This is a genomic window from Streptomyces sp. NPDC030165, assembly GCF_055573595.1.
This window is the reverse complement of the sequence record NZ_JBVIBD010000006.1, coordinates 309,556-323,504: the sequence shown is the minus strand read 5'-3', so window position 1 is coordinate 323,504 and position 13,949 is coordinate 309,556. Positions and strand designations below refer to the sequence as shown.

Annotated in this window: 16 protein-coding genes and 1 riboswitch; of the genes, 13 read left to right on the top strand and 3 right to left on the bottom strand. The window is 71.6% G+C overall.

Going from position 1 to position 13,949, the window contains the following annotated elements:
• Positions 1 to 89: 89 nt before the first annotated feature.
• Positions 90 to 401 (top strand): hypothetical protein, encoded by a 312-nt coding sequence (locus ACZ4Z1_RS14585; protein ID WP_468486921.1) that lies wholly within the window; start codon positions 90 to 92, stop codon positions 399 to 401.
• Positions 402 to 1,148: 747 nt separating this feature from the next.
• Here the strand turns inward: ACZ4Z1_RS14585 and ACZ4Z1_RS14580 are convergent.
• Together ACZ4Z1_RS14580 and ACZ4Z1_RS14575 are read right to left on the bottom strand one after the other, a co-directional pair.
• Positions 1,149 to 1,745, bottom strand: coding sequence for an isochorismatase family protein (locus tag ACZ4Z1_RS14580; protein WP_468486920.1), 597 nt, complete (start codon positions 1,743 to 1,745; stop codon positions 1,149 to 1,151).
• A 112-nt stretch (positions 1,746 to 1,857) separates the two neighbouring features.
• On the bottom strand, positions 1,858 to 3,186 hold the full coding sequence (locus tag ACZ4Z1_RS14575; protein WP_468486919.1) for a nicotinate phosphoribosyltransferase: 1,329 nt from the start codon (positions 3,184 to 3,186) through the stop codon (positions 1,858 to 1,860).
• A gap of 81 nt (positions 3,187 to 3,267) precedes the next feature.
• Here ACZ4Z1_RS14575 and clpS point away from each other — a divergent pair, with 81 nt between their 5' ends.
• From clpS to ACZ4Z1_RS14520, 11 genes are all read left to right on the top strand, one after another.
• Positions 3,268 to 3,627 (top strand): ATP-dependent Clp protease adapter ClpS, encoded by a 360-nt coding sequence (clpS, locus tag ACZ4Z1_RS14570; RefSeq protein WP_361144836.1) that lies wholly within the window; start codon positions 3,268 to 3,270, stop codon positions 3,625 to 3,627.
• On the top strand, positions 3,627 to 4,247 hold the full coding sequence (locus tag ACZ4Z1_RS14565) for a DUF2017 domain-containing protein (protein ID WP_468486918.1): 621 nt from the start codon (positions 3,627 to 3,629) through the stop codon (positions 4,245 to 4,247). The genes clpS and ACZ4Z1_RS14565 overlap by 1 nt, the downstream gene beginning before the upstream one ends.
• Positions 4,248 to 4,579: 332 nt before the next feature.
• Positions 4,580 to 6,052 carry an amino acid permease gene (locus ACZ4Z1_RS14560; protein ID WP_468486917.1) on the top strand — a complete coding sequence of 491 codons (1,473 nt, stop codon included), beginning with the start codon at positions 4,580 to 4,582 and terminating at the stop codon, positions 6,050 to 6,052.
• A 91-nt stretch (positions 6,053 to 6,143) separates the two neighbouring features.
• Positions 6,144 to 6,566: a M67 family metallopeptidase gene (locus tag ACZ4Z1_RS14555; protein WP_468486916.1), complete on the top strand. Its 423-nt coding sequence runs from the start codon at positions 6,144 to 6,146 to the stop codon at positions 6,564 to 6,566.
• Positions 6,567 to 6,637: 71 nt separating this feature from the next.
• Positions 6,638 to 6,751: riboswitch (cobalamin riboswitch) on the top strand.
• A gap of 35 nt (positions 6,752 to 6,786) precedes the next feature.
• Positions 6,787 to 7,791 (top strand): ABC transporter substrate-binding protein, encoded by a 1,005-nt coding sequence (locus ACZ4Z1_RS14550; RefSeq protein ID WP_468486915.1) that lies wholly within the window; start codon positions 6,787 to 6,789, stop codon positions 7,789 to 7,791.
• A gap of 6 nt (positions 7,792 to 7,797) precedes the next feature.
• A complete protein-coding gene (locus tag ACZ4Z1_RS14545) occupies positions 7,798 to 8,844 on the top strand; it encodes a FecCD family ABC transporter permease (protein ID WP_468486914.1) in 1,047 nt (348 codons plus the stop codon).
• A complete protein-coding gene (locus tag ACZ4Z1_RS14540; protein ID WP_468486913.1) occupies positions 8,841 to 9,695 on the top strand; it encodes an ABC transporter ATP-binding protein in 855 nt (284 codons plus the stop codon). Before ACZ4Z1_RS14545 ends, ACZ4Z1_RS14540 begins: the two co-directional genes overlap by 4 nt.
• The gene (locus ACZ4Z1_RS14535; protein WP_468486912.1) at positions 9,692 to 10,480 is read left to right on the top strand and encodes a (2Fe-2S)-binding protein; all 789 of its coding nucleotides are present in this window, start codon (positions 9,692 to 9,694) and stop codon (positions 10,478 to 10,480) included. The genes ACZ4Z1_RS14540 and ACZ4Z1_RS14535 overlap by 4 nt, the downstream gene beginning before the upstream one ends.
• 100 nt (positions 10,481 to 10,580) lie before the next feature.
• Positions 10,581 to 10,694 carry a putative leader peptide gene (locus ACZ4Z1_RS14530; RefSeq protein WP_468486911.1) on the top strand — a complete coding sequence of 38 codons (114 nt, stop codon included), beginning with the start codon at positions 10,581 to 10,583 and terminating at the stop codon, positions 10,692 to 10,694.
• A gap of 158 nt (positions 10,695 to 10,852) precedes the next feature.
• On the top strand, positions 10,853 to 11,158 hold the full coding sequence (locus ACZ4Z1_RS14525; protein WP_468486910.1) for a MoaD/ThiS family protein: 306 nt from the start codon (positions 10,853 to 10,855) through the stop codon (positions 11,156 to 11,158).
• Entirely contained in the window at positions 11,158 to 12,108 is a 951-nt protein-coding gene (locus ACZ4Z1_RS14520; RefSeq protein ID WP_468486909.1) for a PLP-dependent cysteine synthase family protein, read from the top strand. The genes ACZ4Z1_RS14525 and ACZ4Z1_RS14520 overlap by 1 nt, the downstream gene beginning before the upstream one ends.
• A gap of 75 nt (positions 12,109 to 12,183) precedes the next feature.
• Here the strand turns inward: ACZ4Z1_RS14520 and ACZ4Z1_RS14515 are convergent, their stop codons facing one another.
• Positions 12,184 to 12,705 (bottom strand): type II toxin-antitoxin system PemK/MazF family toxin, encoded by a 522-nt coding sequence (locus ACZ4Z1_RS14515; protein ID WP_468486908.1) that lies wholly within the window; start codon positions 12,703 to 12,705, stop codon positions 12,184 to 12,186.
• Between the two features lie 350 nt (positions 12,706 to 13,055).
• Between ACZ4Z1_RS14515 and ACZ4Z1_RS14510 the strand changes: the two genes are divergently transcribed.
• The gene (locus tag ACZ4Z1_RS14510) at positions 13,056 to 13,808 is read left to right on the top strand and encodes an MBL fold metallo-hydrolase (protein WP_468486907.1); all 753 of its coding nucleotides are present in this window, start codon (positions 13,056 to 13,058) and stop codon (positions 13,806 to 13,808) included.
• Positions 13,809 to 13,949: the final 141 nt, after the last annotated feature.

The window sequence follows — 13,949 nt, the reverse complement described above, 5'->3', positions numbered from 1 at the left end:
TCGGCCGCCGCCCCCTAGCGGGCGGCGGCCGATCGCGTTTAACTGCATCCTGCGAGTCCTTGTTGACGCCGAGTCTCACGGGGGAAACCGTGCCCACAACCGGAGGAGGGTTCATCAGGCTTCCCGGCGGAAGCGTGGTGGTAGCCCTCGCCCTGCCCAGACCGGGCGACAACGGACACCGCGTCCGCGTCCTGGTCCACGCCGTGAACCGCCAGCGAGCCCTGACCAGGCTCCGCAACCTCGGCCTCCGGGCGGTCTACCTCCGAGGCAACACGGAACCCCCCACTCCGGACGAGATCACGGCCGTCCTGCACCACCCCGACGGCCTGGTCTGGCGCGAGACACTGGAGGACGATACGGAGTCGTGGCATCCGATACGGGCGCTGTTGCGCTCTGCGTAGCCGCTGGCGCGGCGGGTGGGCCTGGTTTGTGGGTGCGCGCCGGTGGGTGGGCCTCTGCGCTTCGCGCGAGTTTTGCGCTGTCGCGCGGATCGCATTGGTTGGTTCTGGGGGGCGGGGGTGCGCAGGGGGCCAACTCTCCCCCAGCCTTCGGCCGGGGGGACCCCCACGGCACCGTTGAGCCCTGGTAGTGCGGATTCGGTGTCCGGGAACCCGGCTGCCTGCGGGGATGGCCCCCTACGCACCCCCTCGGGCCGGTTTGGCGAGTCCGGGACAGCTGGGGGGAGTCTGTCGATGACCCTGGTGCCCGCCCACCGAGGGGTGAGGTCCTTGGTGATGGGGCGGGAAGGCAGCCCGTTGCCCGGCAGTGGGACGCGCGCGCCGCCCCGGCGGTGGGCTGGCCGGGAGGACGTCGGCGAGCCTGAGGCGCGCTGGGCAGCCGGGTGCCCCTGGTCCGGCGGCCGCTGCTTCGCAGCACCCTCGCCGGGTAGGGCTTGGCTTGTGCGTGTCCCCAGCCCAGATGCTCGGAAAGCCGCAAATGGCGCGGGCTCGGGGACATACAGGGGTCTCCCCGCAGGCAGCCGGGTTCCCGGTCACCGAATCCGCATTAGAAGGGCTCAACGGTGCCGTGGGGGTCCCCCCGGCCGAAGGCTGGGGGAGAGTGACCCCTGTGTGGCCCCGAGCCCCCACCCACCGGACAGACAGCGCAAAACGCGCACCCCCACCAGGCAACCCCGCACGCTACGCGCGCTACGCCGCGATCACCACCGGCTTTCCGGTCAGTTCGATGCCCGCCGCACGCATCCGGCCCAACGCCCGCTCCGTCGTCCCCGCCGCCACCCCGGCCGTGAGGTCCAGCAGTACCCGGACCCGGAACCCTTCCCCCACCGCATCCAGCGCCGTGGCCCGCACGCAGTGGTCCGTGGCCAGCCCGACCACGTCCACCTCACTCACGCCGTGAGCGCGCAGCCACTCCGCCAGGGGGCGCCCGTTCTCGTCCACGCCTTCGAAGCCGCTGTAAGCGGCAGCGTGGGCGCCCTTGGAGAAGACCGCATCGACCGCCCCGGACGCGAGCGCCGGTGCGAAGTTCGGGTGGAAGCCGCTGCCCTCCGTGCCGGCGACGCAGTGCGGGGGCCAGGACGTCTCGTAGTCCGGGCGTACGGAGAAGTGGTCACCGGGGTCGATGTGGTGATCGCGGGTCGCCACGATGTGCCGGTAGCCGCTGCCCGCGGCGTCACCCACCAGATCGGTGATGGCGGCAGCCACATCCGCACCTCCTGCCACGGCAAGGCTGCCGCCCTCGCAGAAATCGTTCTGCACGTCAACGACGATCAATGCCCGGTGCATGGTGCGAGCCTTCCGGCTGGGAGCGGGGGAGTGGGCGCGGAGCGGTGTGACCGAGGGTAGCCACAAGCCCCGCCGAGCGGGAGTGCGCACAGGCGGTCCGGGGCGCGCCCCCTCAAACCTGCTCCGTAGGCAGCACCGCCTCGCCCCGGGACAGCTGCATCGCCGACATCGGCAGCCCGGCCCGCGCCGCGAGGTGCCGTTCCCGTGCCGCCTCCAGCGGCTCGCGCGCGACCACTTCCCCGCCGCGCACCAGCGGCACCGCGAGCTGCCGTCCGGCGAATTCATCCGGTACCGGTCCGGTTCCCACGACTTCCGCCTCCGCGACGCCGTGTTCGTCCAGCCGTCGCGCCGACCACTTGCGGCCGCCGAGTGACGCCTTGCCGCCCATGGACTTCTTGGCCACGGGCCGCAGTGGTGCGTCCGGTGCGTCGCTGTCGGCGCGGGCGACCAGTTTGTAGACCATGGAGGCGGTCGGGTGTCCGCTGCCGGTGACCAGCTGGGTGCCGACGCCGTACGCGTCCACCGGGGCCGCCGCGAGCGAGGCGATGGCGTATTCGTCCAGGTCGCTGGTGACGACGATCCGGGTGTCGTGGGCGCCCAGCTCGTCCAGCTGCTGGCGCACCCGGTGGGCGAGGAGCAGCAGGTCGCCGGAGTCGATGCGTACGGCGCCGAGGCCGGGCCCGGCCACCTCGACGGCCGTACGGACCGCCTCGGTGACGTCGAAGGTGTCCACGAGCAGGGTGGTGCCGCTGCCGAGCGAGTCGACCTGTGCCTGGAACGCGTCGCGCTCGCTGTCGTGCAGCAGGGTGAAGGAGTGGGCGCTGGTGCCGACGGTGGGGATGTTGTAGCGGAAGCCGGCCGCGAGGTCGGACGTGGAGTGGAAGCCGCCGACGTAGGCCGAACGGGCGGCGGCGACCGCGGCGAGTTCGTGGGTGCGGCGGGCGCCCATCTCGATGAGCGGGCGGTCGCCGGCGGCGACGGCCATGCGGGACGCGGCGGCGGCCACCGCGGAGTCGTGGTTGAGGATGGAGAGGATCGCCGTCTCCAGGAGGACGGCTTCGGCGAAGGTGCCTTCCACCCGCATGATCGGTGAGCCGGGGAAGTAGACCTCGCCTTCCGGGTAGCCCCAGATGTCGCCGCGGAAGCGGTAGTCGGCCAGCCAGTCCAGCGTGCGCGTGTCGAGGATGCCGCGCTCGCGCAGGAAGCCGAGAATCGTTTCGTCGAACCGGAAGTTCTCCACCGCGTCCAGGACCCGGCCCGTTCCGGCGACGACGCCGTAGCGGCGGCCTTCGGGCAGGCGCCGGGTGAAGACCTCGAAGACCGAGCGGCGGTCGGCGGTCCCGGACCGCAGCGCGGCCTGCAGCATGGTGAGTTCGTACTGGTCGGTGAAGAGCGCAGTCGACGGCACGGCCACCGGCAGCCCCAGGTCTGCTGTGTTCATGGTGAGGATGCTACCTCTCATACTCGTCACTCTGACGATTTCCCCGGGCTGTTTGTGCGATGCCCCACCACGGGTGGCAGCATGGAGACCGTGAGCGCCGACCCGTCTGCCACCATCGCCCTTCGATCGACGCGCTGCGCGCTCGGCGCCCCCGTGGAGATCGAACGACCCGAGTCCAGTGAGGCACCTTCCGAGGTGCCCGACCCGGACGTGCCCTGGGTCACTTTGGTGCACAACGATCCCGTCAACCTCATGAGCTACGTCGCGTACGTCTTCGAGACGTACTTCGGCTACTCCAAGGGCAAGGCCCGGCAGCTCATGCTCGACGTTCACCACAAGGGACGGGCGGTCGTCTCCAGCGGCAGCCGCGAGGAAATGGAGCGCGACGTGCAAGCGATGCACGGGTACGGCCTGTGGGCGACCCTTACGCAGGACCGCTGATGGCCGGCCACTTCGAGCCCCTGCCCGGCGGCGGCGCTGCCGCCCCCCTCGACGAGGTCGAGATCTCCATCCTGCGCAGCCTCGCCGTCCAGCTCATGGAGCTGATCGGCCCGGGCGAGGAGCCGGCCGAGGGCGACGACCCGCTCGCCGCGCTGTTCACGGAGGGTCCCAGTGAGCCCCCGTCCGACCCGGCGCTGGCCCGGCTCTTCCCGAACGCGTACGGCGGCCCGGACGAGGTGCCGGACGACGCCACGCACGCCGCGGCGGCCGAGTTCCGCCGCTACACGGAGAACGACCTGCGCACCCGTAAGCGCGAGGACGCGCTCGCGGTCGTACGGGCCCTGGACGCGCTCGGCCCGGTCGGCGGGGCGGGCGGTACGGGCGAGGAGGGTGGCATGGACGGCGCCGTGCTGCGCCTGAAGCCGGACGAGTCGCGGCAGTGGCTGGGGGCCCTGAACGACCTCCGGCTGGCCATCGGCACCCGTCTGGAAGTCACCGACGAGGACGAGAGTGGCGAGCTGCTGCGGCTGCCGGACAGTGACCCGCGCAAGCCGATGGTGATGGCCTACCTGTGGCTGGGCGGTCTTCAGGAGAGCCTGATCGAGACGCTGACGGCCTGAGCCCCTCGGGGCACCTGGGGTGACGGGTGGCGGCCCGCCGCCGCACCCCGCTCAGCGGACGCTCAAATCCGGATAACGATCGCGTCACCGGCCCTGATTACCCAGCAGGGCATTCCAGCATTTATCCTACTTTTCTTGTGCTCGGCCCCAAGACATCACTGGTAGATACCCAAGGGGCCGTGATACATGTTCACGACCTGCCGTGAGTGACGCCACCCCTGTCACTCCGGGAGCGCTTGGCCGGCCGACCGTCGGCGTGCAGGAACTCCATCCGGGGGGATCGGAACCCGATCCGGACAGACCGGGTCGGAATGGAGAAGGGCGCACCACACATGACCTCTGTGCAGGTCGAAAAGAAAGCCGGCGGCAGCGACGCCGCGGGGTCTGCCTCGGAAGAGGGTTACCAGCGGGGGCTGGGAAACCGGCAGATCCAGATGATCGCCATCGGTGGCGCCATCGGAACCGGTCTGTTCCTCGGAGCGGGCAAGGCGATCTCGAAAGCGGGACCCAGCATCATCCTGGCCTACGCCATCGTGGGCCTGGTCATCTTCTGCATCATGCGGGCCCTGGGCGAGCTGCTCATGTACCGCCCGGTGTCGGGCTCCTTCTCGGAGTACGCCCGCGAATTCCTCGGCCCGTTCATGGGATTCGTGACCGGCTGGACGTACTGGCTGTTCTGGGTGGTCACCGGCATCACGGAAGTGACTGCAGCTGCCACCTATGTGCAGTACTGGAACAAGGGAATACCCCAGTGGGCGTCCGCCCTGGTGTTCACGGTCGCCCTGTTCGGCATCAATCTGATCTCCGTGAAGCTCTTCGGTGAGCTGGAGTTCTGGTTCTCGATGGTCAAGGTCACCGCGATCATCGGCATGATCCTGATCGGTCTCGGCGTGATCACCATCGGTTTCTCCGACGCCGGTGACACCGCCTCCTTCACCCTCCTGTGGTCGGACGGCGGATTCTTCCCGAAGGGCATCGGCGGCACGCTGATGACCTTGCAGATCGTGATGTTCGCCTTCCTGGCGGTCGAACTCGTCGGCGTCACGGCGGGTGAGGCCACCGACCCGAAGAAGGTCCTGCCCAAGGCGATCAACACCGTGCCGTGGCGGATCGGCCTCTTCTACATCGGCGCGCTGATCATCATCCTGTCCGTCGTCAGCTGGACCGTCTTCAAGCCGGGCGTGAGCCCCTTCGTCGCGGCCTTCCAGCAGATCGGCCTGCCGGCCGGTGCGGCCATCGTCAACTTCGTGGTGCTGACCGCGGCGCTGTCCTCGGCCAACTCCGGGATGTACTCCACCGGCCGGATGCTGCGCGACCTCGCGCTCAACGGCCAGGGACCCAAGCTGTTCACCCGCCTCAGCAAGAACGGCCTGCCCACCTGGGGCACCGGCGTCTCCGTCGCGATGATGCTGTTCGGCGTGTGGATCAACTACCAGTGGCCGGGCAAGGCCTTCGACCTGGTCGTCTCCTTCGCGACGATCTCCGGCATGTGGGCCTGGATCATGATCCTGCTCTCGCAGCTGCGGTACCGGGCCAAGGCCGACCGCGGCGAGCTGCCGCAGTCCGAGTTCAAGGCGCCCGGCGCCCCGTACACCTCGGTCTTCGCGCTGGCCTTCATCGGCATGGTCATCGTGATGATGGGCGTGGACCCGGACGCCCGGGTGTCGCTGTACGCGGCACCGGTCTGGGCGCTGGTCCTGGGCGTCAGCTACCTGGTGCTCAAGTCCCGTAACCCCGACATGTTCGGCAAGGCCGGTGCGCCGGCCGTCGCCAAGGCCGCCTCGCCGGGCGGCAAGAAGGGCTGAGGGCGGCCTGCACAAGGCGGGCTGTCCGGCATGCGGGCCGGTTCGTACCAACCCTCGGTACGGTCCGGCCCGCCTGCTTATTCTGGGGCCCATGCTGACCCTTACCAAGGCCCTGTACGACCAGATCGTGGACCACGCCCGCAAGGACCACCCCGACGAGGCCTGCGGCATGGTCGCGGGCCCGGCCGGCAGCGGACGCGCCGAGCGGTTCATCCCGATGCTCAACGCCGCCCGCTCGCCCACCTTCTACGAGTTCGACTCCCAGGACCTGCTCAAGCTCTACCGCGAGCTGGACGACCGGGATGAGGAACCGGTGATCATCTACCACTCGCACACCGCGACCGAGGCGTACCCGTCCCGTACGGACATCTCGTACGCGAACGAGCCCGGCGCGCACTACGTCCTGGTCTCCACGGCCGACGCCGACGACGCCGGGCCGTTCCAGTTCCGCTCGTTCCGGATCGTGGACGGCCAGGTCACGGAGGAAGACGTCGAGGTCGTCGACGCGTACTGACCGTCGAGGCCGTGGCCGCGTACCGGCCACCGCGACGGCGGATGCCGTCGGCTCACCTGACACACTGTGCCGCATCACCTCGGGCGGCAGGACCCAGGAACCCGGTGCGAATCCGGGACGGTCCCGCCACTGTGACCAGGCCGCACGCCTGGAAGCCAGGAACTGACCTGCCGCCCTCACACCGACCAGGGGACGCGGATCCCCCGGAGGAGGCACGGCCATGTCCACAACCAGGTCCCGCGGCGCGCTGCGCGCGCTCGTATCGGCGGCGCTCCTGCTGCCGCTCGCCGCCTGCGGCACCGGCGGCGACAGCGACGCGAAAGCGTCCGGCGGGGCCGCGTCCGAGGCGGCCGGCTTCCCGTACACCGTCGAGAACTGCGGCGTACGCACCACCTTCAAGGCCCCGCCCGAGCGCGTGGTCACCATGAACCAGCACGCCACCGAGATCATGCTCGCCCTCGGCCTCAAGGACCGGCTGGCCGGCACCGCCTACCTCGACGACAAGGTGCTGCCGCAGTACGAGAAGGACTACAAGAGCGTCAAGGTCCTGGCCAAGGAGTACCCCTCCTACGAGACGCTGCTCGGCGCCAACCCCGACTTCGTCTACGGCGGCTACGCCAGCGCCTTCGACAAGGGCGAGGGCCGCGACCGGGCCACGCTGGAGAAGTCCGGCATCAGGACCCGCCTGAACATCGAGTACTGCACGCACGGGAAGACCGGCGTCCAGCAGCTCGCCCAGGAGATCCGCGAGGTCGGCGCCACCTTCGGCGTACGCGACCGCGCCGAGGCCCTCGTCAAGAAGGCCGACGCCACGATCGCCGCCACCAAGGACAAGCTCAAGGGCACCGCCCCGGCCTCCGTCTTCGTCTACGACAGCGGCGACAGCGCCGTGCACACCGCGGGCGGCAAGGGCATCGGCAACGAGATCATCTCCCTCGCCGGCGGCCGCAACGTCTTCGCGGACACCGCCAAGACCTGGACCGACGTCTCCTGGGAGCAGATCGTCGAGCGCAAGCCCGAGATCATCGCGATCTACGACTACGGCGGCACCCCCGTCGAGGCCAAGAAGAAGCGGCTGCTGGAGGACCCGGCGCTCCAGGACGTGCCGGCCGTCAGGAACAAGCGGTTCGCGGTACTGCCGCTGTCCAGCGCGGTGCTCGGCGTACGCGTACCGGAAGCCGTCCGGTCACTGGCCGGACAGCTGCACCCGGACGCCCTCAAGTAGCCCCCGGTGAGCTGCAAGACCGCGGCCGCACCGCGCCGGCTGCGCTACCCCCTCGTCCTGGCCGTCCTCCTCGCCGCCCTGCTCGCGGCGGGGCTGGCCGGCCTCGTCCTCGGCTCCGTCCGCATCCCGCCCGCGGACGTGCTGCGCATCCTGACCGGCGACGCGCCGGCCGGCCCGTTCCCGACCATCGTCCTCGACGTACGGCTGCCGCGCGTGCTGCTCGGCGCCGTCGTCGGCGCGGGGCTCGCCGTCATCGGCACCGTCCTGCAGGCACTGGTCCGCAACCCGCTCGCCGACCCGTTCCTGCTCGGCGTCTCCTCGGGCGCCTCGACCGGCGCCGTCATGGTGGTCGTCCTCGGCGTCGGCGGCAGTATGGCCAGTACCGTCTCGATGCCGCTGGCCGCCTTCGCCGGATCGCTGGGCGCCCTGGTCGCCGTGTACGCCCTGGCCCGGCGCGGCGGCACCATGACCACCGGGCGGCTGGTGCTGGCAGGCGTCGCCGTCCAGTACATCCTCTCCGCGCTGACCAGCCTCGTCCTGGTCACCTCGGCCAAGGCCGAACACCTGCGGTCCCTCATGTTCTGGACGCTCGGCGGCCTCGGCCAGGCCCGCTGGAACACCCTGTGGCTGCCCGCGATCGTCCTGCTCGCCGGCCTCGCGCTGCTGCTCACCCTCGCCCGGCCGCTGGATTTGCTGCTCGTCGGCGAGGAGGGCGCCACCGTCCTCGGCCTGGATACCGGCCGCTTCCGCGCCGCCGTCTTCGTCCTCGCGTCGCTGGTCACCGGCGTCCTCGTCGCGGCCAGCGGCTCGATCGGCTTCGTCGGGCTGATGGTGCCGCACGCCGTCCGCATGCTCGTCGGCGCCTCGTACCGGGCCCTGCTGCCGGTGGTCGCGCTGGCGGGCGCGGTCTTCGTCGTCCTCGCCGACCTGCTGGCCCGTACGGTCGCGGGCTCCCAGGAGATCCCCGTCGGGGTGGTCACCGCGCTGGCCGGCGGCCCGTTCTTCCTGTGGCTGCTGCGCCGCACCACCCGTACGGAAGGGATCACCGGATGAGCGGCCCGACCACGGTCACCGGCACGGACGCCGCCACCCCCGCCGAGCTGCGGGCCGAGGGCCTGTCGTACGGCGTCGACGGCCGCCACCTCGTCGACGGCGCCGACCTGTACGTCGCGCCCGGCGAGACGGTGGGCCTGGTCGGCCCCAACGGCAGCGGCAAGACCACCCTGCTGCGCTGCGTCTACGGCACCCTGGCCCCCACCCACGGCCGGCTCACGCTGGACGGCCGCGACCTGGCCGGATTCTCGGCCAGGGAGCGGGCCCGGCGCATCGCCACCGTGCCCCAGGACGGCAGCGGTACGTTCGAACTGACCGTGCGCGAGATCGTCGCCATGGGCCGCTCCCCGCACAAGCGTTTCTGGCAGACCGACACGGCGGACGACGCCGCCCGCACCGACCGGGCGCTGGAACGGGTCGGCGTCGCGGCGCTGCGCGACCGTTCCTTCGCCGCGCTGTCCGGCGGTGAACGGCAGCGCGTCCTGGTCGCGCGGGCCCTGGTGCAGCAGCCGTCGCTGCTCGTCCTCGACGAGCCGACCAACCACCTCGACATCCGCTACCAGCTCGACATCCTCTCCCTGGTGACCGCCCTCGGCACCAGCACCCTGCTCGCCCTGCACGACCTCAACCTCGCTGCGTACTACTGCGACCGCCTGTACGTGCTGCGCGAGGGACGCGTCGTCGCCCACGGCACACCGCGCGAGCTCCTCACCCCCGGCCTGCTCGCCGACGTGTACGGCGTCGCCGCCGAGGTCAGCACGCATCCGGTGACCGGGGCGCCGACGGTGGTGTACCTGCCGCCGGACGCGGCGGCGCGGGGCGGGACGACGACGGCGGCGGGTCAGCGATGAGCGCGTACGGAGGGACACCCGTCTCCGGCGGAACGGAAAGTCCGCTCGCCGCCCTCGCCGCGCACGGACCCCGCTACCGCCTCGGGCTCGGCGCCCCGCCGCCCGGCGAGCCCGGCTGGCTCGCCGCCGACCGGCTGCTCGACCCGTACGGCCCGGAACTGTCCCGCCTGCTGGACACCGAGTACCGGGGCAGCGGCCACCGCACCGCCCACGCCGCGGCCCTCACCCTCATCGCGGTCTACGCAGGCCGGGTCACCGCGCCCGCTGTCCTGCACTGGGCGCTGACCGGCCACGTCCTGGACGTACGGCCGGAGAACGTGCTCCTGCGCCCTGACCCCGGACACGGCATCGCGGAGGTCCGGCTGCGGACGTTCCGCATGCTGGACGCGCCGGAGGCGGACGCCCGGAGCGTGGGGGCGGTTCAACGCGCCGTCCTCACCGAGCACTTGCTTCCTCTGGCCGACGCCCTGCGGGACCGCACCCGTGCCGGGCTGCGGCAGTTGCGCGGGGGAGTGGCCCACGGCTGCGCCACCGCCCTCGGCGCTTCCCGCGCCGATCCGGCGCTGCTGGCCCGCCGCTGGGCCGCCTTCCTGGACGGCGCGCCCGGCGGCCTCGCCGCACTGGGTGATGTGGTCACTGTCACACGCCGGGACGGCTCCCCGCGCCTGGTCTACCTCCGCCGGACCTGCTGTCTCTTCTATACGAGCGCCGAAGCCGTGCGCTGCGTCAGCTGCTGTCTGACCAGCAGGGACGAGCGGATCGCGGCGTACGGCGCACGCTCCTGAGCCGTACCGCCGCCGACCGCGTCCCACCTGGTGTGCGCCGAACGTCCGCATCGCAAGACGAGGTTCCAGTCTCCGGACCGGGAATCGATACGATGACCGCATGGTTTTTGACGACGTGAGCGAGAAGACGCCGGGCATGTTGCTTGTGGCGCGGCTGCACGTCGACCTGTGCCGCCTTGCCAGCGCCATCTGTCCGATCAGCGCTGCCGCCTGACGCCGCCGGTACACCGGCCGCGCGGCGGCCCCAGCGCGCACCACGCCGTGCGCGCCCGGCAACGCGCCCTTCCGCCCAGCGCCTCCGCGGCGCACGCCCCGAGCCTGCGCCGCACGCACGCCCGCCCCGCACGTCACTGCCCTCCCACAGGAGCTCTCATGGCCATCGAGGTCCGTATCCCGACCATCCTCCGCACCTACACCGGCGGCCAGAAGGCCGTCGAAGGCAGTGGTGCGACCCTCGCCGACCTCATCGCCGACCTGGAGAGCCGCCACTCCGGCATCCGCGAGCGCCTCGTCGACGGCGAGGACCTGCGCCGCTTCGTGAACGTCTACCTCAACGACGAGGACGTGCGCTTCCTGCAGGGCATCTCCACCGAACTCAGCGACGGCGACAGCGTCACCATCCTCCCGGCCGTGGCCGGCGGCTCGGGCATGTCCGACGGCCCCCGGGAACAGTGCTGATGCGGTACGACTCCCCGCTGGCGGCGGTCGGCAACACCCCGCTGGTCCGCCTGCCGCGGCTGTCGCCCTCCGCGGACGTCCGCATCTGGGCCAAGCTGGAGGACCGCAACCCGACCGGCTCGGTCAAGGACCGCCCCGCGCTCCACATGATCGAGCAGGCGGAGAAGGACGGCCGGCTCACCCCCGGCTGCACGATCCTGGAGCCCACCTCGGGCAACACCGGCATCTCGCTGGCGATGGCGGCCAGGCTCAAGGGCTACCGCATCGTCTGCGTCATGCCGGAGAACACCTCCTCCGAACGGCGTGAACTCCTCGCCATGTGGGGCGCGGAGATCATCTCCTCGCCCGCGGCGGGCGGCTCCAACACGGCCGTACGCGTCGCCAAGGACCTGGCCGCCGAGCACCCCGACTGGGTGATGCTCTACCAGTACGGCAACCCCGACAACGCCGGCGCGCACTACGCCACCACCGGCCCGGAGATCCTCGCCGACCTGCCCTCCATCACCCACTTCGTGGCGGGCCTGGGCACCACCGGCACCCTCATGGGCGTCGGCCGCTACCTGCGCGAGCACGTCGACGGCGTACAGATCGTCGCCGCCGAGCCGCGCTACGACGACGTGGTCTACGGGCTGCGCAACCTCGACGAGGGCTTCGTGCCCGAGCTGTACGACGCGTCGGTGCTCACCACCCGCTTCTCCGTCGGCTCCGAGGACGCCGTCCGCCGCACCCGCGAACTCCTCGCCGAGGAAGGCATCTTCGCGGGCGTCTCGACGGGCGCCGCCCTGCACGCGGCGATCGGCGTGGCCAAGAAAGCGGTCAAGGCCGGACAGACCGCCGACATCGCCTTCGTCGTCGCCGACGGCGGCTGGAAGTACCTCTCCACCGGCGTCTACACCGCCGAAACCACCGAGGCCGCGATCGAGACGCTGCACGGTCAGCTCTGGGCGTGACGGGCACCGGGGCCCGGGCGGGGGCCGGACCGGTCCGCCCCCGGGCCGCGCGGCGCGTCCGTCCGTGCCGCGGTCTCAGTGCCCGGTGAGTCGGCGGACCCTCTTCCACAGGGCCGCGTCGACCGTTCCCGCGCGGCGGCGGAAATCCCGCAGCGGCACGTCGCGCAGTTCGTCGCTCTCCAGGAAGCTCGCCCGGTCCTGCCCGGCACCGACCGTGCCGGGCGGCAGCGGGAGGACGCCCGGGCGGTCCGTGTGGTGCCGGCTGGTGATCTTCACGACGCGCGCCGTACCGCCGCGTACCGACAGCACCGGGCACGGGCGGTCCTTCGCGCCCGGCCCGTCCTCGTACGGCACCAGCGCCCACCAGATCTCCCGCGCCCGCGGCGTGCGGGCGCCCGGTTCTGCAACCCGTGAAGGATGCCCACCGGGGCGCGTACGGTCGCGCGCCCGCGCTCTTGGCCTGAAACGCGCGCTCTGACGCCTCCGCGCGCCCCGCGCACGGGCCCGTCCGTCGACGAGCGCCGCCACCAGCGCCGGCGCGGCCACCACGGTCAGCGCCGGCCACCACCCCGAGAGGCCCGAACCCGTTCCCTCCAAGATCCCGGCCCGGCCCCGACCGCACCCGCCGGAGCGGCCGGACGGCACGGCCGTACGAGGACGGACGGCGCCGCCGTACGGGCGTCGTGTAGGCGCACGGCACCGGGGAACGACAGGGAGGGAACCCCCTCCTGTACACACCCACCCGGACTGGTGATTCCGCCCACAGCTCGCCCCGCCGGAGGAGCCACCAGCCCTTTCGCGCCTTACGCTCGTGGGCACCGCAATGACCGTTCAGGACCCGGCAAGGACGCCCGCCGGACGAGGACCGGCGAGGACCCGTGCACGCCCCCGCCGAAGCCCCGCATGGACCCGCCGCTCCGCCCCCAGCCACGGAGGTTCACGCCCGCATGAAGCTCACTGTCGTCGGTTGCTCGGGGTCGTTCCCTTCCACGGAATCGGCCTGTTCGAGCTACCTCTTGGAGGCCGACGGCTTCAGGCTGCTCATCGACATGGGCAACGGCGCCCTCGGCGAGTTGCAGCGCCACTGCGGTCTCTACGACCTCGACGCCGTGCTCCTGTCGCACCTGCACGCCGACCACTGCATCGACCTGTGCGGCTATTTCGTCGTCCGCTACTACCGGCCCGACGGCGGCCGGTGCGCGCCGATGCCCGTGTACGGCCCGGCCGGCACCGAACGCCGGCTGACCGCCGCGCACGCGGACCTGCCGACCGACCGGGCCATGAGCGAGGTCTTCGACTTCCGGACCCTGACCCCCGGCACGTTCACCGTCGGCCCCTTCACCATCCGTACGGATCTGGTCAGCCACCCCGTCGAAGCGTTCGGCTTCCGCATCGAACACGACGGCAAGTCGCTGACGTACTCCGGCGACACCGGGGTCTGCGACGCCCTGGACGGCCTCGCCGAGGGCACCGACTTCTTCCTGTGCGAGGCGTCCTTCACGCACGGCAAGGAGGACATCCCGGACCTCCACCTCAACGGCCGCGAGGCCGGCGCGCACGCCGCGCGCGCCCGCGCGGGACGGCTGGTCCTGACCCACATTCCGCCGTGGACCGACCCGGGCATCAACCTGCGCGACGCGCAGGAGGTCTTCGACGGGCCGGTCGAGGTCGCCAAGGCGGGCGCGGTGTACGAGATCTGAGGCGCGCGCCCGGTCCGCGTGCACGCAGCGGGCCCCGCGCGCCCGGCCCGTCCACGGGAGGGCCCCACAAGCAAGTTGTCGCAGGGGACTGCCGGATGAAGGGGAGGAGGAAGGGGGACAACTGGCCCCTACCCTCTCTAA

Excerpts from the sequence above, each read along its gene's own strand:
- ACZ4Z1_RS14560 (WP_468486917.1), top strand. The coding sequence starts at position 4,580 with ATGACCTCTGTGCAGGTCGAAAAGAAAGCCGGCGGCAGCGACGCCGCG.
- ACZ4Z1_RS14555 (WP_468486916.1), top strand. The coding sequence starts at position 6,144 with ATGCTGACCCTTACCAAGGCCCTGTACGACCAGATCGTGGACCACGCC.
- ACZ4Z1_RS14580 (WP_468486920.1), bottom strand. The coding sequence starts at position 1,745 with ATGCACCGGGCATTGATCGTCGTTGACGTGCAGAACGATTTCTGCGAG.
- ACZ4Z1_RS14550 (WP_468486915.1), top strand. The coding sequence starts at position 6,787 with ATGTCCACAACCAGGTCCCGCGGCGCGCTGCGCGCGCTCGTATCGGCG.
- clpS (WP_361144836.1), top strand. The coding sequence starts at position 3,268 with ATGGAGACCGTGAGCGCCGACCCGTCTGCCACCATCGCCCTTCGATCG.
- ACZ4Z1_RS14540 (WP_468486913.1), top strand. The coding sequence starts at position 8,841 with ATGAGCGGCCCGACCACGGTCACCGGCACGGACGCCGCCACCCCCGCC.
- ACZ4Z1_RS14535 (WP_468486912.1), top strand. The coding sequence starts at position 9,692 with ATGAGCGCGTACGGAGGGACACCCGTCTCCGGCGGAACGGAAAGTCCG.
- ACZ4Z1_RS14530 (WP_468486911.1), top strand. The coding sequence starts at position 10,581 with ATGGTTTTTGACGACGTGAGCGAGAAGACGCCGGGCATGTTGCTTGTG.
- ACZ4Z1_RS14520 (WP_468486909.1), top strand. The coding sequence starts at position 11,158 with ATGCGGTACGACTCCCCGCTGGCGGCGGTCGGCAACACCCCGCTGGTC.
- ACZ4Z1_RS14510 (WP_468486907.1), top strand. The coding sequence starts at position 13,056 with ATGAAGCTCACTGTCGTCGGTTGCTCGGGGTCGTTCCCTTCCACGGAA.
- ACZ4Z1_RS14565 (WP_468486918.1), top strand. The coding sequence starts at position 3,627 with ATGGCCGGCCACTTCGAGCCCCTGCCCGGCGGCGGCGCTGCCGCCCCC.
- ACZ4Z1_RS14525 (WP_468486910.1), top strand. The coding sequence starts at position 10,853 with ATGGCCATCGAGGTCCGTATCCCGACCATCCTCCGCACCTACACCGGC.
- ACZ4Z1_RS14575 (WP_468486919.1), bottom strand. The coding sequence starts at position 3,186 with ATGAACACAGCAGACCTGGGGCTGCCGGTGGCCGTGCCGTCGACTGCG.